Annotated in this window: 15 protein-coding genes, 1 tRNA gene and 1 pseudogene; 5 read left to right on the top strand and 12 right to left on the bottom strand. The window is 68.0% G+C overall.

Translation table 11 applies throughout. The features are described from left to right. The first annotated feature begins 103 nt into the window (after positions 1–103). Complete coding sequence (rpsT, locus tag ALI44B_RS03500; RefSeq protein ID WP_077053335.1) at positions 104–364, top strand: 30S ribosomal protein S20; 261 nt, start codon at positions 104–106, stop codon at positions 362–364. A 124-nt stretch (positions 365–488) separates the two neighbouring features. Here rpsT and holA read toward each other — a convergent pair whose 3' ends face one another. The 9 genes from holA to ALI44B_RS03545 all read right to left on the bottom strand — a co-directional run bounded on the left by holA (position 489) and on the right by ALI44B_RS03545 (position 15,639). Next, positions 489–1,538 carry a DNA polymerase III subunit delta gene (gene holA, locus ALI44B_RS03505; protein WP_077053943.1) on the bottom strand — a complete coding sequence of 350 codons (1,050 nt, stop codon included), beginning with the start codon at positions 1,536–1,538 and terminating at the stop codon, positions 489–491. 23 nt (positions 1,539–1,561) lie between these two features. Further along, complete coding sequence (locus ALI44B_RS03510) at positions 1,562–3,820, bottom strand: ComEC/Rec2 family competence protein (protein ID WP_238592136.1); 2,259 nt, start codon at positions 3,818–3,820, stop codon at positions 1,562–1,564. 323 nt (positions 3,821–4,143) lie between these two features. Then, positions 4,144–4,929 carry a ComEA family DNA-binding protein gene (locus tag ALI44B_RS03515; protein ID WP_238592032.1) on the bottom strand — a complete coding sequence of 262 codons (786 nt, stop codon included), beginning with the start codon at positions 4,927–4,929 and terminating at the stop codon, positions 4,144–4,146. A gap of 361 nt (positions 4,930–5,290) precedes the next feature. Further along, on the bottom strand, positions 5,291–7,873 hold the full coding sequence (gene leuS / locus ALI44B_RS03520) for a leucine--tRNA ligase (protein ID WP_077053945.1): 2,583 nt from the start codon (positions 7,871–7,873) through the stop codon (positions 5,291–5,293). Positions 7,874–8,022: 149 nt separating this feature from the next. Next, the gene (locus ALI44B_RS16360; protein ID WP_238592035.1) at positions 8,023–9,660 is read right to left on the bottom strand and encodes an anthranilate synthase component I family protein; all 1,638 of its coding nucleotides are present in this window, start codon (positions 9,658–9,660) and stop codon (positions 8,023–8,025) included. A gap of 9 nt (positions 9,661–9,669) precedes the next feature. Next, positions 9,670–11,436: a thiol reductant ABC exporter subunit CydC gene (cydC, locus tag ALI44B_RS03530; protein WP_077053338.1), complete on the bottom strand. Its 1,767-nt coding sequence runs from the start codon at positions 11,434–11,436 to the stop codon at positions 9,670–9,672. Further along, complete coding sequence (cydD, locus tag ALI44B_RS03535) at positions 11,433–13,190, bottom strand: thiol reductant ABC exporter subunit CydD (RefSeq protein ID WP_077053339.1); 1,758 nt, start codon at positions 13,188–13,190, stop codon at positions 11,433–11,435. The genes cydC and cydD overlap by 4 nt, the downstream gene beginning before the upstream one ends. A gap of 9 nt (positions 13,191–13,199) precedes the next feature. Continuing rightward, positions 13,200–14,207 (bottom strand): cytochrome d ubiquinol oxidase subunit II, encoded by a 1,008-nt coding sequence (gene cydB / locus ALI44B_RS03540; protein ID WP_077053340.1) that lies wholly within the window; start codon positions 14,205–14,207, stop codon positions 13,200–13,202. Between the two features lie 19 nt (positions 14,208–14,226). After that, positions 14,227–15,639, bottom strand: coding sequence for a cytochrome ubiquinol oxidase subunit I (locus ALI44B_RS03545; RefSeq protein WP_077053341.1), 1,413 nt, complete (start codon positions 15,637–15,639; stop codon positions 14,227–14,229). A 223-nt stretch (positions 15,640–15,862) separates the two neighbouring features. Here ALI44B_RS03545 and ALI44B_RS03550 point away from each other — a divergent pair. The 3 genes and pseudogenes from ALI44B_RS03550 to ALI44B_RS03560 all read left to right on the top strand — a co-directional run. Continuing rightward, a pseudogene (locus tag ALI44B_RS03550) lies at positions 15,863–16,531 on the top strand (DedA family protein); the annotation flags it as partial. Positions 16,532–16,616: 85 nt separating this feature from the next. Next, the gene (locus ALI44B_RS03555; protein ID WP_083709489.1) at positions 16,617–17,684 is read left to right on the top strand and encodes an App1 family protein phosphatidate phosphatase; all 1,068 of its coding nucleotides are present in this window, start codon (positions 16,617–16,619) and stop codon (positions 17,682–17,684) included. Between the two features lie 54 nt (positions 17,685–17,738). Then, positions 17,739–18,812, top strand: coding sequence for an FUSC family protein (locus tag ALI44B_RS03560; protein ID WP_077053342.1), 1,074 nt, complete (start codon positions 17,739–17,741; stop codon positions 18,810–18,812). A gap of 172 nt (positions 18,813–18,984) precedes the next feature. Here ALI44B_RS03560 and ALI44B_RS03565 read toward each other — a convergent pair whose 3' ends face one another. Then, positions 18,985–19,539, bottom strand: a complete 555-nt coding sequence (locus ALI44B_RS03565) for a YceI family protein (protein ID WP_077053343.1) — start codon at positions 19,537–19,539, stop codon at positions 18,985–18,987. A 288-nt stretch (positions 19,540–19,827) separates the two neighbouring features. Here ALI44B_RS03565 and ALI44B_RS03570 point away from each other — a divergent pair, with 288 nt between their 5' ends. Further along, positions 19,828–20,454, top strand: a complete 627-nt coding sequence (locus ALI44B_RS03570; protein WP_083709490.1) for a TetR/AcrR family transcriptional regulator — start codon at positions 19,828–19,830, stop codon at positions 20,452–20,454. A 217-nt stretch (positions 20,455–20,671) separates the two neighbouring features. On the opposite strand, the gene ALI44B_RS03575 is transcribed toward ALI44B_RS03570, so the two are convergent. Beyond that, positions 20,672–20,747, bottom strand: a tRNA-Ala gene (locus ALI44B_RS03575). Positions 20,748–20,825: 78 nt separating this feature from the next. Further along, the gene (rsfS, locus tag ALI44B_RS03580) at positions 20,826–21,215 is read right to left on the bottom strand and encodes a ribosome silencing factor (protein ID WP_077053344.1); all 390 of its coding nucleotides are present in this window, start codon (positions 21,213–21,215) and stop codon (positions 20,826–20,828) included. Between the last annotated feature and the right edge of the window lie 9 nt (positions 21,216–21,224).

The following is a 21,224-nucleotide window of genomic DNA, read 5'->3' on the forward strand; positions in this document are numbered from 1 at the left end:
CCCCTCTCGCGTCGACCGGCACGCCCCCGGGTTCATCCCGCGGAGCACGTCTCGGGTTTTTCTCGAGGCTCGTCCAAACGTCGTCGAACGAAAGCGTAATAACGTGGCAAATATCAAGTCGCAGATCAAGCGAATTGGCACCAACAAGAAGGCTCAGGAGCGCAACAAGGCGGTCAAGAGCGAACTCCGCACGGTTGTGCGCCACACGCGTGACGCCGTCACCGCTGGTGACAAGACCAAGGCCGAGGCCGCCCTCAAGCTGGCCGGCAAGAAGCTCGACAAGGCCGTGAGCAAGGGTGTCATCCACCAGAACCAGGCTGCGAATCGCAAGTCGGCTCTCGCCAAGAAGGTTTCTGCTCTCTAGGTCTTCACCTTCAGGTCGTTCCTCTTCCGGACGTCCCCTTCTGAGGGGTCATCCCGAAGAAGTTATCGAGATAGCCCCGCTTCGGCGGGGCTTTTTCGCGCCCTTGGGATGGGGGTGGGCCCGGTCAGCGCAGGGAACGGCCGCGCGAGGCGATGCCGGTCACCATGCGTTCGAGCGCGAAGACGGGGTCGCGACCCTGTCCCTTGACCGCCGCATCCGTTTCGGCGACGAGTTGGATGGTGCGGCCGAGGCCTTCGTCGGTCCAGCCGCGGAGGTCGCGCCGAGCTCGCTCGACCTGCCAGGGCGCGAGGCCGAAGCGGCGCGCGAGGTCGCCCGTGGACCCGCCCGCGCCCGAGACCTTGGCCATTGTGCGGATCTTGCTGGCGAACGCCGCGACGATGGGCACCGGGTCGGCACCCGAGTCGAGAGCATGTCGCAGGCCCACGAGGGCTTCGCCGTAACGACCGGCGATGGCGGCGTCGGCCACCGAGAACGCGTTGGTCTCGACCCGGCCGCCGTAGTACTTCGCGACCGTCGCCTCGGTGATCTCGTCGGCGGTGTCGGCGATGAGCTGCTGACACGCGCTCGCGAGCTCGGCGAGGTCGTCGCTGAATGCCGCGACGATGGCGCGCAGGGCCGCGGCGCGGATGCTCTTCCCGGCGAGCTGGAACTCGGCCTGGGCGAACTCGTACTTCTCGGCGTCTTTCTTGAGGTCGGCGCAGACTACTTCGAGGGCGACGCCCTTGGCCGCCCGGATGGCGTCGAGGAGCTTCTTGCCCCGCACGCCTCCCCCGTGCCGCAGGATGACGGTTGCACCCTCTGGCGGACTCTCGAGATAGCGCAGGGCGTCTTCGAGGAAGTCGTCGGAACACTTCTCGACGGCGGACACGCGCACGAGCCGCGGCTCACCGAACAGCGACGGACTCGCCAGGCTGGCCAACTCGCCGCGCGTGTAGCCGTCGGCCGCGACGTCGCTCACCTCGAGCGCGGGGTCTTCGGCACGCAGGAATTCGCGGAGCGACTTCATGGCCCGATCGGCGAGGAAACCTTGGGGCCCAGAGACGAGGACGACCGGCGCCGGGCGGATCTGATTCCACGACACCTGCGGGATCGCCACTTTGCCGGCGGGCTTTGCGCCCCCGCGGGCGTTCGTCGTGCGTGCTGCCGCCACGATTCTCCTTCTCGTCTCCCTCCAGATTAGCCGCCACCACCGACGCTGTGGCGCGCGCCCGACGTCCACACCTCGAGAGGCGCTCGGCCCGGGCCGGCTCTATCGGCGGGCCTCGCAGCGGGACCAGCACGTGCGCCGACAGCGATGATCCCGTCCAGGTCGGTGCGACGCACGCTCGTGCCGACGCGGTCGAGCGTCTCGAGGATGGACGCCGTCGGGTGCCCATAGTCGTTATCTCCGACGGACACGAGACCGAGGGTCGCCCGCAGCCGCTCGTAAAGCGGGCTGCTCTGGTCTTTCGACCCGTGATGAGCGACTTTGACCACGTCGACATCCGCAGGAACGAGACGCGAGCGTCGCAATCGGTTCTGCGCATCGGCGCCGAGGTCACCGAGGAACACCGCCCTGAGCGCCGGATGCGTGGCGTCGGGGGCTCCGCGGACCGCGCTCCGCGTTTCGAGCACCACACTCGCGTCGTTGCCCGGTTCGATCTCCCCACGGGCGGGTGGCCACAGGACACTCCACTCCATCGCCTCCCCCAGTTTGCCGCGCTCGCCCGCTCGCACCTGGCGCACGGCCGCTCCGCCGCCGGACAGCGCATCGACGATGCGTTCGTCGGCCGCGCCATCCGTCGGACCGACGAGCACCTCGGAGACCCGGCCGACGACCGCGGCGTAGGCCCCGACGTGATCGGTGTCGAAATGGGTCAGCACAAGCAGGTCGAGCTGGGTGATGCCCAAGCGGGTGAGACAGCGCGTAAGGAGTTCCTCGTCGGGACCGACGTCGATGAGGCCGACATGCGCGCCGGCGCGCAGCACGGTCGCGTCCCCCTGCCCGACATCGCACGAGGCGACGACCCACTCCCCCGGCGGGGTCGACGAGTCACGGACGGCAACCGGGACCACGGTGCCCACGATGCCGCCGAGTACCACGACGACTCCCATCGCGAGCACTTTGGCGAGAAGCATCCGCTGCGATCTCACCGCCAGCGCGAGCCCGCCGACGAGGAGGAGCGCGAGCGTCGTCACAAGCACTCCAGCCAGACCGGGCGGGAGCGGAAGCCTCGCGGCCGGCGCGTTCTCGAACCACGCTGCGACCTGGGCGATCCAGGCCGCCGGCACCCAGGCGGCCCACGCGATCGGCACAGCAAGCAGGGGCGTCACGGCGCTCAGGAGGCAGGCAACGAGACCCAGGATGGTGGCAGCCGGCGCCGCGGGACCGGCCAACAGGTTCGCGACGACGCCCCAGACCGCGAGGGTGGGTTCGAGCATCACGAGGACCGGCTGGCACGCGAGCTGCGCCGCCAACGGCAGCGCGAAAGCCGCGGCGACCGGCCGGGGCGCGATCCGGGCCAGGAGGTCCGTGAGCGGTCGCGTGAGAACGAGCAACCCCCCGGTGGCCAGCACCGACAGCGCGAACCCGTAGTCGCGCGAGAGCCACGGGTCGGCTATGAGAAGCGCGACGACGACTGTACACAGTACGGCGAGCCCCGCCGCCGGCCGGCCGCTGGCGAGAGCCACCAGCACGGCACAGGCCATCACCGATGCCCGGATCACGCTCGACTCGGGGGTGACGAGCACCACGAACGCGACGAGAAGCACGAATGCCAGACCGATCCTCGCGCTGCGCCGCAGGGCCAACACACCGCCCAGGGCGAATCCGATGGCGACGACAATGGCACAGTTCGCCCCGGAAACCGCCGTGAGGTGGCTCAGCGAACTCGCTTTCATCGCCTCGTCGAGCTCGACCGAGACCGCGCTCGTGTCTCCGATGGAGAGGCCGGGCAACAACTGGCCGCCCCAGCCGGGGAGCACACTCGCGACTCCGACGAACGACCTCCGCAGCCCGTGCGCCCAGCTCAGGGCATCCGGAGCAGCGACGATCGTCGCCGGGCTCTCGTCACTGAACACGAGCGCCGACACGCGGTCGCCCACGCCGGCGAGCTGCCATCTCCCGCTCACGCGCACGACGCTGCCAAGGGGTGGGCCGCCGGTCTCGGTGACATCCGGCGCGAAGACGAGCACGGGGAACGCCGCCGGAAGCACCTCTTTGCCCCGTTGCAGTTGCGACACCTGCGCACGAAATCGCACGCTCAACCCCGAGGAGACTTCGCCCCACTCGGCCTGCGTCGGCCCCTCGACGGGAGAGCTCAACGACGTGACCGTGACCTCGGCCGTCAGAGAGCGGGAGCCCCCGGCCCACTCCTGCAGGATGTTCGGATTTCTGCCCTCCGCGCGGACGGCGACGACGCCCGCGACCGCGCAGGAAGCCGCCAGCGCGATCACGAGTGCCAACGACACGTCCGCCCGACGAAGGGAGCGCGCTTCTCCCTCGGCCTGGGGCAGCGAGCCTGCTTGGATGGGCCCGACCCTTGCGGCGGCCTGCGCAGACCGCATCCATGCGGGAGTCAGCACAAACGAGAACCGCCGTATCGATCGTGCGGACCGACCAATACGAGCCCTCCATCCGCTTGATTCGGCGACGGCGAGAGCCGCCAGAGCCACAAGGCACGCACCGATCACACCGACCGCAGCGCTCGGCGACCCCACGAGAAACCCCGCCGTGGCCCACGCGAGCATCGCTGCGAAGATGAGGCCATAGCGGCGGCTCATAGGGTGACGAGGTCTTTCAACGACTCGAAGGTCTTATCGCCGACGCCGTCGACGTCATTGAGGTCTTCGATGGCCGAGAAGGCGCCGTTCTCGGCGCGCCAGGCGAGAATCTTGGCGCTCATCGACGGGCCGACGCGGGGCAACGTCTCGAGTTCGGCCGCGGTCGCCGTGTTGAGATTGATCTTGCCTGCCGAACCGGGGGGCCCCGCAACGGCTCCGCCCGACGAGCTGCCGCCTCCCGCCGCTGAGGCGGTAGCCTCAGTGCCCGTGGCTGCTCCGCCCGCCGACGCCGGATCATCGGTCCGCGGAACGAGGATCTGTTCTCCATCGACCACGAAGCGCGCCAGGTTGACGCCGCCCTCGCGCGCCTCGGCCGTGACACCACCCGCCTGCGCAACGGCGTCGAACACCCGCGCGCCATCGGCGACTTCGACCAGGCCGGGTTTCGCTACGGCGCCCGAGACGTGGACGAAGAGCGAGCGCGTCGACCCCGACGGGCTGCCCGAGCTCGCCGTGCCGCCGTCCGTCCCGGCGGCCTCCTGCCCCGAAGAGTCTCCCCGGGCCGACGCGGCACCCGACACCGCTGTAGCGCCCGAAGCCGACCCGGCACCGGACGCCGACCCAGCACTGGATGCTGACGCAACATCCGAGGCCGATGCAGCTTTCGGCGCCGTCACACCGGTCGGAGAGGCTGTCGCCGCGGTCATCCCGATCGTCGTGAGCGACCCCGCAGATTCGGCCGCGACCGGCGACAACCACCAGGCAGCGAGAAATGCCGCCACAGCTGTGCCTAAGACGACGGCCATCGTGCGCCTCTGCGTGCGCACCGACTCTCTCACCCGCGACACCGCCTGGACGGCACGACGACGAAACGCGGCGGCGCCGTGGCGGCGAGGACGACGCGGGAGGTTCGAAGCGGGCGGGGCGGGATCGGTGCGGGGCATGCAGACAAGCTATGTCCGGCTGGCGCAAGCCCGACCTCGATTGCCCGATCAGTGGACAATGACCCGAAACCACCCTTGTGGAGAGCGCGAGAGACGAGCCAAATCGGTGTGCACTCAATCGGCAAAAGACGCCACGCCAAAGCGAAGCGAAGAGGCCCGCAACCTCATGGTCGCGGGCCCCTCGTCAGACAGGCTCGAGCTAGCCCTTCACGGCGATGTTCACCACGCGCGGCGCACGAACGATGACGTTCGCGATCTCGCGGTCGCCCACGGCCTTCACGATGGAGGGCAGCGCGCGGGCCAGCTTCTCGAGCTCGGCGCCGTCGATGCGCGGCGAGACCTCGAGGCGGTCGCGCACCTTGCCGTTGACCTGCACGACGCACGTCACCTTCTCTTCGACGAGCAGCGTCGGGTCGGCCTTGCGCCACTGCGTCGCCGCAACGGTCGCCTCGTAGCCGAGCATGTTCCACATGTCCTCGGCCGTGTAGGGCGCGAACAGGTTGAGCGCCATGGCGATGACCTCGGCGGCCTCGCGCACGGCGGGATCGCCCGCGCCAGCGCCGGTGTCGATGGTCTTGCGAGTCACGTTGACGAGCTCCATGAGGCGGGCCACGACCACGTTGAACTTGTAGGACTCGACGAGCCCCGGGGCATCCGCGAGGAAGCGGTGCGTGTGGCGGCGCAGAGCCTGGTCGCCGTTCTTCCACACCACGTCGGGCGACGACGTGACGTCCTGGGCGATGCGCCACGCGCGGGCCAGGAATTTGGAGGAACCGGCGGGCGAGACATCCGCCCAGTCGATGTCGTCTTCGGGCGGGCTCGCGAAGGCCAGCGTGACGCGCAGGGCGTCGGCGCCGTACTTCTTCAGCTCGTCGGCGAATTCGACCAGGTTGCCCTTCGACTTCGACATCTTGGCGCCGTCCATGAGCACCATGCCCTGGTTGAGCAGCGAGGTGAACGGCTCGGTGAAGCTCAGGTAGTCGAGGTCGAACAGCACCTTGGTGATGAAGCGCGAGTAGAGCAGGTGCAGAATGGCGTGCTCTACGCCGCCCACGTACTGGTCGATGGGCGCCCACTTCTCGGCCTGCTTCTTATCGAAGGGCTGCGTGGCGTCCTTGGCCGACAGGAAGCGCAAGTAGTACCACGAGCTGTCGACGAACGTGTCCATGGTGTCGGAGTCGCGCTTGGCGGGGCCGCCGCACGACGGGCACGCCACGTTGATCCAGTCCTCTGCGGCACCGAGCGGGCTCGTGCCCTTCGGCTGCAGGTCGAGGCCATCGGCGGCGGGCAGCGCGACGGGCAGCTGGTCGAGCGGCACGGGCACCTCGCCACATGCCTCGCAATGGATGATCGGGATGGGGGCACCCCAGTAGCGCTGACGCGAGACGAGCCAGTCGCGCAGGCGGTAGTTTTTGGCGCTCTTGCCGAGACCCGAGCTCGCCAACGCCTCGGTGATCTTCTTGATGGCGTTGTTCTTCGACAGACCGTCGAAGGGGCCCGAGTTGATCAGGCGGCCGGTGCCCGTGAGCGCCTCGCCCGTCGTCTTGGGGTCGACGAGCGGTAGGTCATCGGGCAGCTCGCCGTCGACGAGCACGGGGATGGCGCCCGTGACGGGCTGATTGACGTCGACGACCACGCGCACCGGCAGGTCGAAGGCGCGCGCGAAGTCGAGGTCGCGCTGGTCGTGCGCGGGAACGGCCATGACGGCGCCCGTGCCGTAGTCGGACAGCACGTAGTCGGCGGCCCAGATCGGGATGCGCTCACCCGTGAGCGGGTTCTTGGCATAGCGGTCAAGGAACACGCCGGTCTTCTCGCGCTCGGTGCTCAGGCGGTCGATCTCGCTCGTGCCCTGGACCTTCTCGAGGTAGTCCTGGAACGCCATGCGCACCTCGGGCGTCGAACCGGACGCCAGCTCGGCAGCCAGGTCGGAATCGGGCGCGACGACCATGAAGGTCACGCCGTAGAGCGTGTCGGGGCGCGTCGTGTAGACCGAGATCGGCTCGGAGCGGCCCTCGATCGTGAACTGCACGTCGGCGCCCGTCGAGCGGCCGATCCAGTTCTTCTGCATGCTGAGAACCTTGGTGGGCCACTTGCCCTCGAGCTGGTTCAGGTCGTCGATCAGGCGGTCGGCGTAGTCGGTGATGCGGAAGTACCACTGCGTCAGCTTCTTCTTCGTGACGAGGTGGCCGCACCGCTCACAACGGCCGTCGACGACCTGCTCGTTGGCGAGGACCGTCTGGTCGTTGGGGCACCAGTTGACCTGGCTGGCCTTGCGGTAGGCGAGACCCTTTTCATAGAGCTTCAGGAAGATCCACTGCGTCCAGCGGTAGTACTCCTCGTCGCTCGTGTGCAGCTCGCGGTCCCAGTCGAACGAGGGCGCGTAGGTGCGGAACGAGCGCTTCTGCTGGTCGATGTTGTCATACGTCCAGCCGCGGGGGTCGATGCCGCGCTTGATGGCCGCGTTCTCGGCGGGCAGGCCGAACGAGTCCCAGCCGATGGGGTGCAGCACGTTGAAGCCCTGCTGGCGCCAGTAGCGCGCCACGACGTCGCCCAGGCCGAAGGCCTCGGCGTGACCCATGTGCAGGTCGCCCGAGGGGTAAGGGAACATGTCGAGCACGTACTTGCGCGGACGCGTGTCGGACTCGTCGTCGGTGCGGAACGGCTTCATCTCGTCCCAGACGGGAAGCCACTTGTCCTGAATCGCCTGGAAGTCGTAGCGGTCGGGCGCAACGGCACCGGCACCGGCGTCGGTGCTCGCTACGGTCGGGGCGCTCTCGGACACGGCACTCTCGGGCGTTTCACGCTCAGACACAGCACTCTCAATTCGTTCGGGTGAATGAAGCCGGGGGATGTCGCGACATCCGCTCTCTGACGGCCCAAATCTCAATGCTACTAAACCTTGGGCGGGGGCCCGGCATTCCGCGAATGCACTCAGTCGGGCGGATGAGCGGAGGCCCCGAGCGCCCCGAGCGGTGCCCGCGCTTTGAGCGCCATCTCGTCGACTTCGGCTGCCGCATCCGACGACCACGTGATGCCGCCACCCGCGCCCACGCTGGCCCCGTGCGCGTCCACGACGATGCTGCGGATGACCATCGACAGGTCGAGCGTGCCGTCGGCCCCGACCATGCCGAACGCCCCGGCATACAGCCCACGGGGAGCGCCCTCCAGGCCGCCGAGGATGTCGATGGCGCTCTGTTTCGGGGCCCCCGTCATCGAGCCGGCGGGGAACGTCGAGGCGAGGACGTCGACGGCATCGCACCCGTCGGCCAGCTGCCCCGACACGGTGGAGACGAGCTGGTGCACGTGCGCATAGCTCTCGACGTCGAACAGCGTGTCCACGCGCACGCTGCCGAGGGCCGAGACGCGCCCCACGTCATTGCGCATGAGGTCGACGATCATGAGGTTCTCTGCACGTTCCTTGGCGCTCGCCCGCAGCTCATCGGCGAGTTCGCCATCGCGCACGGCATCGGATGCTCGGGGCCGCGTGCCCTTGATTGGTCGCACCTCGATGCGACCCCCGCGGTCGAGACCGAGGAACTTCTCGGGGCTGGCCGAGACGAGCGAGAGGCTGCCGAACCGGAGGAGGCCGCCGCGGTGCGTCGGGCTCGAGCGTCGCAGGGTGCGGAACACCTCGACGGGGTCGAAGGCCCCCGGAACGTCGATGCGGTTCGTGAGGCAGAGCTGATAGGCGTCCCCGCGGCCAATGCTCGCGCGGCACCGGTCGATGAGGGCGCGATAGGCGGCCCGGCCGTGACGCCAAGCGGGTTCCGGATGCGCGAGGCCCGTTGTCGCAGCTCGCTCCCCCGCCTCCGCAGGCGTGTCGGCGCGTGCGTGGGCGGCGGCATCATCCGTTTCGGTCGCAGCGCCGCTGATGCTCGCCTCGCCATTGCCTGTGTCTCGGCCCCGTTCGATCGCGGCCACCGCGTCGTCCGCCCAGCTGGCGCCAGCATCGTCATCCGCCCAGAAGATCGACATTGTTCGCGCAGCATGGTCGACGACCAGCAACCGCGTCACGCGCAAGAAGGCGGCTTCGGGAGTTACTGGGCTGGCGTGTCCCGCGTCAGCGACGGGCTTCGGGTCAGGGTCAGCGACCGTGCGCGAATCGGTGTCGACAAAGAAGTCACCGACGACGTGGGCATGCCGCGCTGCAGCCGTCGACGACCCGTCGGCCCGCCACTCATAGCCGAGGAATCCGACCCAGCCCGGCTTGAACCCGCCGAGTGACGGTCGTCGGTCCCCTGCTTCGAGTGGCTCCTCGAAACGCTGCCGCATGTGATCCCCGATGTCGGCGACTGTCACGATCCGAGCATCGCCGGAGCCGGAATCAACGCCCGCGCGAATGGCTGACTGCTCCCCCTGCACCACGAGCTCATCGCCCGTACCGAGGTAGCTCAGGCCGTTAGCCGCGTCGACGCCCGCATCCAACCAGAAGCTGAACGGATGCGCCGCGAAAAGCTCGTCGTAGAGACGCTCGGTGCTCACGCCATCCGGAAGGTCGACCAACCGCTCACCGAACGCTACGCCGCGCCGACGCTCGCGTTCGGGGTCAGAAGAGGGGGCGGATGTCACCCCCACAGCTTACGGTCGCGGGGACTCGCTCAGCCGGGCGTCGCCGTCGGGTCGCAACGTGAGGCGGCGGCTGAAGAGCCCGGCCGGAACATCCGTGTGCGAGATCAGGATGACGGTGCGTCGATCGCCGGCCGCCGCAACCAGGTCGCGCACGAGCGCGTCGGCCAGGTCGGCCTCGACGTTGGCGGTCGGCTCGTCGAGCACCAGCACGGGGAAGTCGTGCAGGAGCGCCCGGGCGAGGGCGATGCGCTGGGCTTGCCCGCCCGAGACCAGTGAGCCACGCTCACCAACGCGCGCGTCGAGTCCGCCCCGGGCCGCGACCCAGGAGTCGAGGCCCACGCGGCGCAGCACGTCGAGCAGCTGCGCGTCGTCGGCGTCGTCCTTGGCGAAGAGGAGGTTCTGTCGGATCGTCTCGTCGAAGAGGTAGGGCGTCTGCTCCGAGAGCCCGACGATGCGGCGAACCTCGTCCTGCGGCATCCGCTGGGCGGGCACGCCGTCGATGAGATAGTCGCCGTAGACGTCGACAAAACGCACGAGGGCCTGAGCGAGGCTCGTCTTGCCGGCGCCGCTCTCGCCCTCGACGAGCAGCCGGTCCCCCGGCTCGAGAGTCACGGTGACTCCGCGCACGGCCGCGTCGGCGCGACCCGGCCAGCGCACGCTCAGGTCCGTCAGCTGGATGCGCGGCACGCTGGACGCCACATCCTCGCCACGACGATCGGCTGTGCTCCCTACATCCACTCCCCCACGGTCGCCGCCGACCCGGGCGGCGGGATCGTCCACGGGGATGCCGGCGGGCACCGTTGCTGGTACCACCTCGGCGATCCGCGCCGCGCTCGACCGCACCTGACGGAAAACACCGACGGCCACGGGCACCATCGCCACGATCTCGAACACGGCGAGCGGCACGAGCGCGATGACAGCCAACTCGGGGGCGCTCAAAGTTCCGGCGCCGAAGGCCGGGATACCCGCGATGACGGCGATGACCACGGCCAGACCCGAGAACAGGCTCAGGGTGGCGGCCGCGATTCCGGCACCGCCGGCGCGGCGCACGACGGCTTGCGTGAGGTCGGCATCCGCCCGCTCGATGCGCGCGCGGGCCTCGGTGTCGGCACCGTAGGCGGTCAGCACGTCGAGGTTGTTGAGGTAGTCGAGCAGGGCGTCGAGCACGGCGGCACGGCGGGGTGCGATCGACCGTTCGGCGCGCGCCGCATAGCGCGTGACCCAGAAGGCACTCACCGCGAAGGCCAGCACGAGGCAGACGGCGAGGCCCAGGGCCGCGACGGGCGACAGGAACGCGACGCCCACGACGGCCACGACCGCCACGCCGAGGGACGTGACGATGGGCTGCACCACCCGCAGCGGCAGGTTCTGCAGGTCGTCGACATCCGAGACGAGCGCCGACAGCAGCGAACCGCGTTTGGCGCGACCGAGTCCGCCCGGAGCCAGCGGGATCAGACGGCGCAGCACCTCGACGCGCACGGCCTCGAGCTGCCGGAACGCGGCGTCGTGGCTGACCAGACGTTCCAGGTAGCGGAAGAAGGCGCGCCCCAGGGCAAACGCGCGCACCCCGACCACGGCCATCGACAGGAACAGGATGGGCGGCTGCTCGGCGGCCTTCGTGATCAACCAGGCACTCGTCGCGAGCAACGCCACCGTGCAGAACGCGGCGAGGATGCCGACCAGGATGCCGGGCAGCGCCACCCTCAGCCGCGGCTGAGCAAGCCTCAGGATGCCGCGGGCCTCGGCGCGCGTGTCACCCGCAGTGTTGCGGCTCATCGTTCCGTTCCTTCCGCCACAGCCGTTGTTGCTCCGGCCCGCCCTCGTGCGGTCGCCCCTGCCGCCGAGACAGGCGCGATAGTGACCACGACGTCGGCCGCGCTCAGGAACGCCTGACGGTGGCTGACGACGATCACGGCCACGCCCGCCCGCGCGACCTCGCGCAAGCTAGCGATCAGCCGAGCCTCGGTCGCATGGTCGAGAGCCGAGCTGGGCTCGTCGAGCACGAGCACGCGGCATCCGCGACTCTCGAGGCGATAGAGCGCACGGGCAATGGCCACGCGCTGTGCCTGACCGCCCGACACGCCCGAGCCCCCGACGCCCAACTCCAGCCGCGGGTCGAGGTCGGCAATTGCGGCACGCTCGAGCGACCGACGCACGAGCGACTCGTCGGGCTGCGCGTCGCCCAGCGCCACGTTCTCGGCAACGGAGCCGAAGATGAGCCCCGGCTTCTGACCGGCCCACGCCAGCCAGGCGCGATCGTTTACCAATCGGTCGGATGCGACCTCCCGGCCGTCGACGGCTATGCGGCCCTCGGCCGGCACGAACCCGTTCAGCGCCGCCACGATCGTCGACTTGCCCGAGCCGCTCGGCCCGGACAGCACCGTGAGCGAACAGGCGGCGAACGTCGCGGAGAAGTTCTGCACGGCCACGGCCTCTTCGTAGGACACGGTCAGGTCGGTCACGGAGAGGCCGGTGCGAGCATCCGTATCAGGAGCGCCATCGTCGGCGGCATCCGAAACGACAGCGCCACCCGAAACGACGCTCTCCGAGGCAGCATCGTGCCCCTTACGGCGCGCCCGCGCCTCATCGAGAATCGCGAACGCCTCATCCGCCGCCGTCACGCCCTCGGCTGCCGCGTGGAAGTTCGCCCCCACCTGCCGGATCGGCAGGAACGCCTCGGGCGCCAACAACAGCACGAATAGGCCGGCCGGCAATAGCATCGATCCGTCCACGAGCCGCAGGCCCACCGAAACCGCCACGATGGCCACCGAGAGGCTTGCGGCGAGCTCGAGCGCGAAGCTCGACAGGAACGACACCCGCAGCACCTTCATGGTCTCGACACGGTACTCACGCGTGATGCGCGACATCCGCTCGACCTGCCGGTTCTGCCGCCCGAAGATCTTGAGTGTCGCCAGCCCGCCGAGCGTGTCGACGAACCCGCGCGACAGCCGCCCGAGCGCCTGCCACTGCCTCTGCTGCACGGCCTGCGTGGCCCAGCCGATCAGGATCATGAAGACCGGGATGAGCGGCAACGTGACGATCACGATCACGGCTGACAGCCAGTCGGTCACGAACATCGAGAGCACGATGACGGGGGTGGCGATAGCGGTCAGCAACAGCTGCGGGATGTACTTCGAGAAGTAGTCGTCGAGGGCGTCGACGCCCCGCCCCGCCAGCGTCGCGATATCGCTCGACGAGCGGCCCGACATCCAGGCCGGCCCGAGGGTGGTGGTGGCATCGACGATCTGTGTGCGCAACTCGCTCTTCACGCGCGCCGCCGCGCGGGCCGACAGTGCATCGTTGGCCCAGACCAAAACCGCGCGAATCAGGATGACCGCAACCAACGCCCCGACGAACGGCCACAGCGTGTCGAGCGGAGTGCCGTCGATGGCCCGCGTGATGAGCGTCGTCAGGAGGAACGCGAAGGCGACGATGCACCCGGTGGTGGCGAGGCCGACAGCCCCACCGGCCACCAGGAACAGTCGCGCGCTTTTCGCGTAGCGCAGCAGACGCGGATCGAGGGGTTTCACCGTGTCAGGCTAGTGCGCGGCGGTTTCGATGTGCGAACGGGAGACCCGCTTGCGGAACACCCAGTAGGTCCAGCCCTGGTAGAGCAGGATGAGCGGCAGCGCGATGACCGCGACCCAGCTCATGACCTCTAGCGTGTACTGCGTCGACGACGCGTTCGCGATCGTGAGGCTGTTGGCGGGGTCGTTCGATGCGGGCATGACGGCCGGGAACAGCGCCACGAAGAGCGTCAGCACGGCCGCCGCGATGGTCGCCGCCATGAGGGCGAAGGCGCGCCCCTCCTTGCCGAGCGCGTTGGCGATGTAGGCGAGGATCAACAGCACGGCGGCCGCGGCGGCACCGATCACGACCCCCGACTTCTCGGGGTGCGCCAGCACGGTCCAGCCGAGGAAGGTCGCCGCCACCAGGATCGTGGCGATGCCCGAACGCGCCGCCAGCTTGCGGGCCCGCTCGCGCAGCTCGCCGTCGGTCTTCAGCGAGACGAAGATGACGCCGTGCGTGAAGAACAGCAGCAGGGTCGTGACGCCGCCGAGCAGCGCATACGGGTTGAGCAGGGCGAAGAAGCCGCCGATGTAGTTGTGATCCGCGTCGAGCGGCACACCCTGCACGATGTTGGCGAAGGCCACGCCCCACAGCAGGGCCGGGATGGCGCTGCCCACGATGATCATGGTGTCGAAGCGCTTCTTCCACGACGCCTCGGGCCGCTGGTGCCGATACTCGAACGACACACCGCGGATGATGAGGGCCAGCAGGATGAGCAGGAGCGGCAGGTAGAACCCGCTGAACAACGTTGCGTACCACTCGGGGAAGGCCGCGAACAGGGCAGCGCCCGCCACGATCACCCACGTCTCGTTGAGGTCCCACACGGGCCCGATGGTGTTGATGATGACGCGGCGGTCGGTGTCGTCTTTGCCGAGGAACGGCAGCGACATACCTACACCGAAGTCGAAGCCGTCGAGGACGAAGTAGCCCACGAAGAAGAAGGCGACGATCCAGAACCAGAGGATTCCGAGGTCCATGATTATTCTTCCTGTCTCGCTAGTAGACGGTGGTGACCGGTTGGTGGATGCCGGACTCTTCGTCGGCGACGGGTGCGTCGTCCGGCCCCTTCTGGGCCGCCTTCTTGATGAGCTTGAACTCGACCACCGCGAGGGTGCCGTACACGGCCGTGAACGCGATCAGCGAAATCAGCACGTCGAGACCCGTGATGTTCGGCGAGACTCCGTCCGCGGTCTTCAGCAAGCCGAAGACGAGCCACGGTTGGCGCCCCATCTCGGTGAAGACCCAGCCGACGATCATGGCGGCGAGCGACGCGGGGAATGACCAGATCGCGATCTTCCACACCCACTTCTGCTCGGGCATGCGCCCCTTGCGGGTGAGCCAGAGACCCGTGAGGGCCACGAGGATGTGGAAGATGCCGAGGCCGATCATCCAGCGGAACGACCAGTAGGTGACCCAGATGATGGGCGTGTAGTCGCCGGGGCCGTAGAGCTGCACGTACTGCGCCTGCAGGTCGTTGATGCCCTCGACGGTTCCGTTGAAGGTGTGCGTCGACAGGAACGAGAGCAGATAGGGGATGCGGATCGAGAACAGTTCGTGCACGCCGTCAGGTGTGCCGAGTGTGAAGATCGAGAAGGATGCATCCGCCCCCGTCGATGTGTCGTACATCGCCTCGGCCGCCGCCATCTTCATGGGCTGCGTCTGGACCATCGCGAGGCTGAGCTGATCGCCCGCCAGGGTGGTGAGCGCGCCCGCGATGAGCATCGTCCACAGGCCGAACTTCAGGGCCGGCTTCATGGTGTCGAGGTGCTGATTGCGCGAGAGGTGGTAGGCCGCCACCGTGATGACGAGTCCGGCCGACACCATGAAGCAGGCGAAGATCGTGTGCGGGAACGCCGCCAGGGCGACCTTGTTCGTGAGCACGTCGACGATCGAGGTGAGCTCGGCGCGACCCCGCTCTTCATTGATCTGGAAACCGACCGGGTTCTGCATGAACGCGTTGGCCGCGATGATGAAGTACGCCGACAGGATGCTGCCGATGGCCGCGGCCCAGATGGTCAACAGGTGAATCTTGGGCGAGAGCTTGTCCCAGCCGAAGATCCAGAGACCGATGAAGGTGGCCTCGAAGAAGAAAGCCAGCAGACCCTCGAGCGCGAGCGGGGCTCCGAAGACGTCGCCCACGAAGCGCGAGTAGTCGGACCAGTTCATGCCGAACTGGAACTCCTGCACGATGCCCGTCACGACGCCCATGGCGAAGTTGATGAGGAAGATCTTGCCGAAGAACTGCGTCATCTGTAGGTAGTGCACCTTGCCCGTGCGCACCCAGGCGGTCTGGAAGATGGCGACCGTGGTGGCCATTCCGATCGTCAGGGGGACGAACAGGAAGTGGTAGATGGTCGTCAGACCGAACTGCCATCGCGAGAGAAGCAGCGGGTCGAGTAATTCGTTCACTGAGAGCTCCGTTTTCAGAGGTCCGCTAGCGGCTGATCCCCCGGGCAGCGTGTCGCCGGATCGGCGGAATCGAGCGGGTTTGGTGTCCCGCTGAATCAATCGTAGCGCGATTTCGGCCTGTGGTCTGACCACATGCTCACCTTTTCGGAAAGGCACAAAAACGAGCCCCGATCACGGTACGAATATCGGGTCTTCTCCAGCCTCGATCACTAGGCTTCGGCTCGTGAACGACATCCTCATGTGGTTGCTCGACCTCGTCCAGAGCGTCGACCCCGTGCTGCGCACCCTCCTGGCCGGGCTGGGCATCTTCCTCGAGACCTCCGTGCTCGTCGGTCTCGTCGTTCCGGGCGACACCATGGTGCTCGTGGCCTCGACGGCCGTCGACGGGCCCGTGCAGTACCTCTCGATGGTGCTCGTCGTCATCGCGGGCGCTCTCGGCGGCGAATCGGTCGGTTTCGCGCTCGGGCGCTACTTCGGCCCCAAGATCCGCGCGTCGCGCCTCGGTCGCAAGATCGGCGAGCACAACTGGGTGCGCGCCGAGAACTATCTGCAGCGCCGCGGCGGCATCGCGGTGTTCGTGTCGCGGTTCCTGCCCGTGCTGCACTCGCTCATCCCGCTGACCGTCGGCATGAGCACCATGACCTACCGCAAATTCATGGCCTGGACCATCCCCGCCTGCGTCATCTGGTCGACCGCCTATGTCACGGTCGGCTCAGTCGCCGCTGGCACGTTCCGCGAGCTCTCCGAGAAGTTGCACTTCGCGGGCTACCTCTTCGTCGGCGTCATCGTTGTGTTCCTCGTGGCCGTCCTCGTCGTCAAGAAGGTTCTGCACCGCAGCGAAGAGCGCCACATGACGGCGGATGTCGCGAGCGATGCAGCTGGCAACCCCGCTGGCCCCGGCAACTCCGCCAGCCCGGCGGCCACCTCGGCGCGCGCAACCCCCGAGGCAGGCGCCGCAACCATGACAGACTTGTCGGGTGCCCCACGACAGCGACCGCTCCCCCGACGCACCCCTCGTCGCCCACGCTAGACGAACGCTCCACCGCGCCGCGCGCATCGACGATGCCGTGCAAGATTGGCGCCACCGCCGCGCCCGCAAACGCGGTGACATCGCCACGGTCGTGCCCTTCACGGGCTACGGTTCCACCACATGGGTGCGGGTCCTCGCGCGCGTCGTCCTCACGCCGCCCAAGGTCGCCACACCCGCGAAAGACCTCGACAAACCCGACGAGCGCATCCGCGGGTGGCGCAGCTTCACGAGCATCCCCGTCGTCGAGGCGGATGTCTGGGTGCAGGTCGGCGACACGAAGCACCGCGTGCAGGCCGACCGCGGGGGCGTCGTCGACGTCGTCGTCACGGCCGACCTCCAGCCCGGCTGGCAGAGCATCACGCTCGGCACCGAAGACACCGAGCCCGTCGAGGCCCGGGTCTACATCGTCGACCCCAGCACGCGCCTCGGCGTCATCTCCGACGTCGACGACACCGTCATGGTCACGGCGCTCCCCCGGCCGTTCGTGGCGGCGTGGAACACCTTCGTGCTCGACGAACACGCGCGCACACCCGTCCCCGGCATGGCCGTCATGCTCGAGCGACTGACGCGCAGTCATCCGACCGTGCCCGTCATCTACCTGTCGACCGGCGCCTGGAACGTTGCTCCCACGCTGACGCGGTTCCTGTCGCGCAACCTCTACCCGTCCGGGCCCCTGCTGCTCACCGACTGGGGTCCTACGCACGATCGATGGTTCCGCAGCGGGCGGCTGCACAAGGAGACCAACCTGCGACGGCTCGCGGACGAGTTCCCCGACATCCGGTGGTTGCTCGTCGGCGACGACGGCCAGCACGACGAAGAGATCTACGGCGCATTCTCCGAGGAGCGTCCCGAGCACGTCGCGGGTGTCGCCATCCGCCAGCTGTCCCCCGGTGAGGCGGTTCTCGCGGGTGGTCGCTCGAAACCCGACGAGCACGCGCCCTCGCAGGCTCACTGGATCTATGCGCCCGACGGCGCCGGGCTGCTCGATCGCCTGTCGGAGTTCGATCTGTCCTAGGTGTCATGCGAGGGCCGCGCGTCGGCCCGGCACCCGATGCGAAGGGAGAATGGGATGGCCCGGAAAAACCGCTTACGTGCGCTGACGAGCGCAACGCCCATCCGCACGGCGAAGCGTCTCCCCCTCATCCAGGCCGTCAAGACCTCCGTCGCCACCATCGCCGCGTGGTTCGTGGCCATCACGGTTCTGCCGGGCCAGCTGCCCATCTTCGCGGCCATCGCGGCCCTGCTCGTGGTGCAACCGAGCGTCAACCAGTCGCTCGGCAAGGCCGTCGAGCGCAGCGTCGGCGTCATCGCGGGTGTCCTCATCGCGTCGGCCATCGGCATCGTCTTCGGGCAACAGGGCTGGATCGTGCTCGCCGCGATCGTCGTGTCGATCCTCATCGGCTGGGCGCTGCGCCTGACGCCCGGATCGTCGAACCAGATCCCGATCAGCGCCATGCTCGTGCTGTCGATCGGCGCCACGACCCCGGGCTACGCCGTCGACCGCATCATCGAGACGCTCATCGGCGCGGCCATCGGCGTGATCGTGAACGCGCTCATCGTGCCGCCCGTCATGATCGGGCCGGCGCGCGCGGATGCCGCAGCCCTCGTCGCCGAACTGGCCGCGAGCCTCGACCGACTGGCCGACATCCTCGCCACGCCGCACAGCCACAGCGCGGTCGAGGGCGCCATGATCGAGGCGCGACTGCTGCGGCCCATGCGCGACAAAGCCGTCGAATCGCTCTCCAAGGGCGAAGAGTCGCTCACGTTGAACCCGCGGCGGTCGGCTCACCGCGACGAGTTGCGACAGATTCGTGAGCTGCTCGATCGCCTCTCCCCCGTGGTCACCCGCACGATCGGCATGACCCGGGCCGTGCGCGACCACTACGACGCGACCCTCTCCGAAGAATCGACCGTGCAACAGATTGCCCGCGAGCTGCACCGCGCCGCGCACGACCTGCGGCTCCTCGCCCGACCGTCCGGCGAGGAACGCGATGAGGATGCCGAACCGGTCACGGCCGAGATCCCCGCGTTGACCGCACCCCTGGTCATTCAGCGGCCGCACCCCGACCACTGGATCCTGATCGGTTCGCTGCTCGAAGACCTGCGGCGCGTGCGCGAAGAGATCGTGGGCGCGAACTCCTGAGCGTCGGCACTCTGACGAGGCCCCGTGCGCGCAGAAAAGCGGCGGAGAGTCCCGAGGGATTCTCCGCCGCTTCCGAGTGGCTGCGCGAGGCGACAGGCTGACGCGTGGTCAGGCGGTGACGGGCGACAGAGGCTCCGTCATCCGCGTCGTCTCGGCGGGCCGAGGAGTGGGACTACGCCTGGAGCGCGGCCTGCAGCTCGATGGTGATGGTGACCTTCTCGCCGAGCAGCACGCCGCCGGTCTCGAGGGCCGCGTTGTAGTTCAAGCCGAAGTCTTCACGGTTGATAACGGTGGTAGCGGTCGCGCCGGCCTTGTAGTTGCCGTACGGGTCCTGGCTGAAGCCACCGAAGTCGAAGTCGAACGTGACGGGCTTGGTGACACCCTTGATGGTGAGGTTTCCGTCGACCTTGAAGTCGCCCTTTTCCTGGCGGACCGCGGTCGAGACGAAGTCGATGGTCGGGTACTTCTCGGCCTCGAAGAAGTCACCGGTGCGCAGGTGGCCGTCGCGGTTGGGCTCGTTGGTGTTGATCGACTCGACCTTGGCGTGCGCGGTAACGCTCGAGTCGAGGGGGTTCTCGCCCGTGACGAGCGTGCCCTCGAAGAGGTCGAACGTGCCGCGGACCTTCGAGATCATGAGGTGGCGGATGCTGAAGCTGACTTCGGAGTGCGTGGGGTCGATGACCCAGGTGCCGGCCTTGTAACCGGGAATGTCGATGGTGTCCGTCATGAGGTGCTCCTTGTTCGTTCGGTGATCCGGATATCGGACCGTGGCGGGCTCATCGCCACCGAACTATGCAAACACATGTAAATGGATGTCTATTCCAGTTTCGTCAAACTTCTTCTGAACGATGTCGGATGCCGCGACGTCCCGCCCCTGCCGACACCGCAACGCCCCTGATAAGCTCGGATTTCATAGGCCGCGGCCGCGCGAACCCGAAGCTCGCCGGCAGATGAACGCGTGTTGCACCGCCCCGGCGTGTCGCAGGCTCGGCCGCTCGCAAGAATAGGGGTTCCCATGACGCAGCCCGTCACCCACGCACCGGCCGACTCCCTGCCCGCGCCCACGCCCGCCGTGTCCGACCGTGCGCTGCCCGTGCGTGATCGCATCCTCAACGCTGCGACGGCCCTGTTCTACGCCGAGGGCATTCGCGCCGTCTCGGCCGACAAGATCATTCAGGCCGCGGGCATCACCAAGGTCACGTTCTACCGCTACTTCCCGTCGAAGGACGACTTGGTCGTCGCCTACCTCGAGAACCGCGCCGCCTGGGAGCGCGCCGGCATCAGCCATGTGCTGGCCCGGGCCGCGAATCATCCGTCGATCGCGCTCGGCCTCGTGGCACGCGCACTCGGCGACGAGGCGTGCGTGCCGGGGTTCCGTGGCTGCGCGTTCCTGAACGCGGGTGCCGAATACCCCGACCCCGAGCATCCCGTGCGCGTTGTCATCGACGAGCACCGTCGATGGGGCATCCGCACCGCACGCGAGGCACTCGAGAAGATCGGCGTGCCCGATGCCGAGTCGGTGGCCGAAGAGCTCATGATGCTGCGCGACGGCGCCATGATCTCGGGCTATGTGAGCGATCCCTCGACCGTCGGCCAGAACCTTTTCAAGGCGGGGCGCGCGGTCATTCAGTACCGCGGCTGACACCGGCGCGCGTGCGGCCCTCGACGGCTCGCACGGGCAGGCAGTGGCAGGCAGGGGCAGACAGGGGCAGACATCGGCAGGCACGTCGAGCGGGGCCCTAGGCGCAGCGCTCAAAAACGCTCTCAGGCCCCCAGCGCTTCTCACCGCTGAGATTCGATGGGATTCGGGCAAAAAATATGGCCCCGCAGATGATTCTGCGAGACCATATTTTGTGTTTTGGTGGATCTGAGGGGACTCGAACCCCTGACCCCCTGCATGCCATGCAGGTGCGCTACCAGCTGCGCCACAGACCCAGATTTTGTCTCCGATCGCTCGAAGCAACCTGTTTAGATTACTACACGAATCGGCCGAAGACGAAATCGAGACGGCACTTATCGAAGATCTTCTGTCGACGATTGCGTGACCTTCTCGGGCAGAGGCAGAACGGGGCAATCTTTCCACAGGCGCTCGAGCGAATAGAACATGCGCTCCTCCTCATGGAAGACGTGCACCACGATGTCGCCGAAGTCGATGAGCACCCAACGGCCGGCGCCGTGGCCTTCCCGGCGCAGGGTCTTGTGCCCGGCCAGGTTGAGCTGATCTTCGACTTCGCCGGCGATGGCCTGGACGTTGCGTTCGCTGCGGCCGGTGGCCAGCAGGAAGATATCGACGAACGGGAGGGGCTCTGACACGTCGAGCGCGACGAGGTCGTCGGCGCCCTTCGAGTCGGCGGCTTCGGCGGCGATGGCCAGAAGCTCGAGCGAGGTGTCGCGTGCGGTCACGGTGTGGAT

Source organism: Leifsonia sp. ALI-44-B (genome assembly GCF_001984125.1).
In the GTDB taxonomy this organism is placed as follows: Bacteria; Actinomycetota; Actinomycetes; order Actinomycetales; family Microbacteriaceae; genus Okibacterium.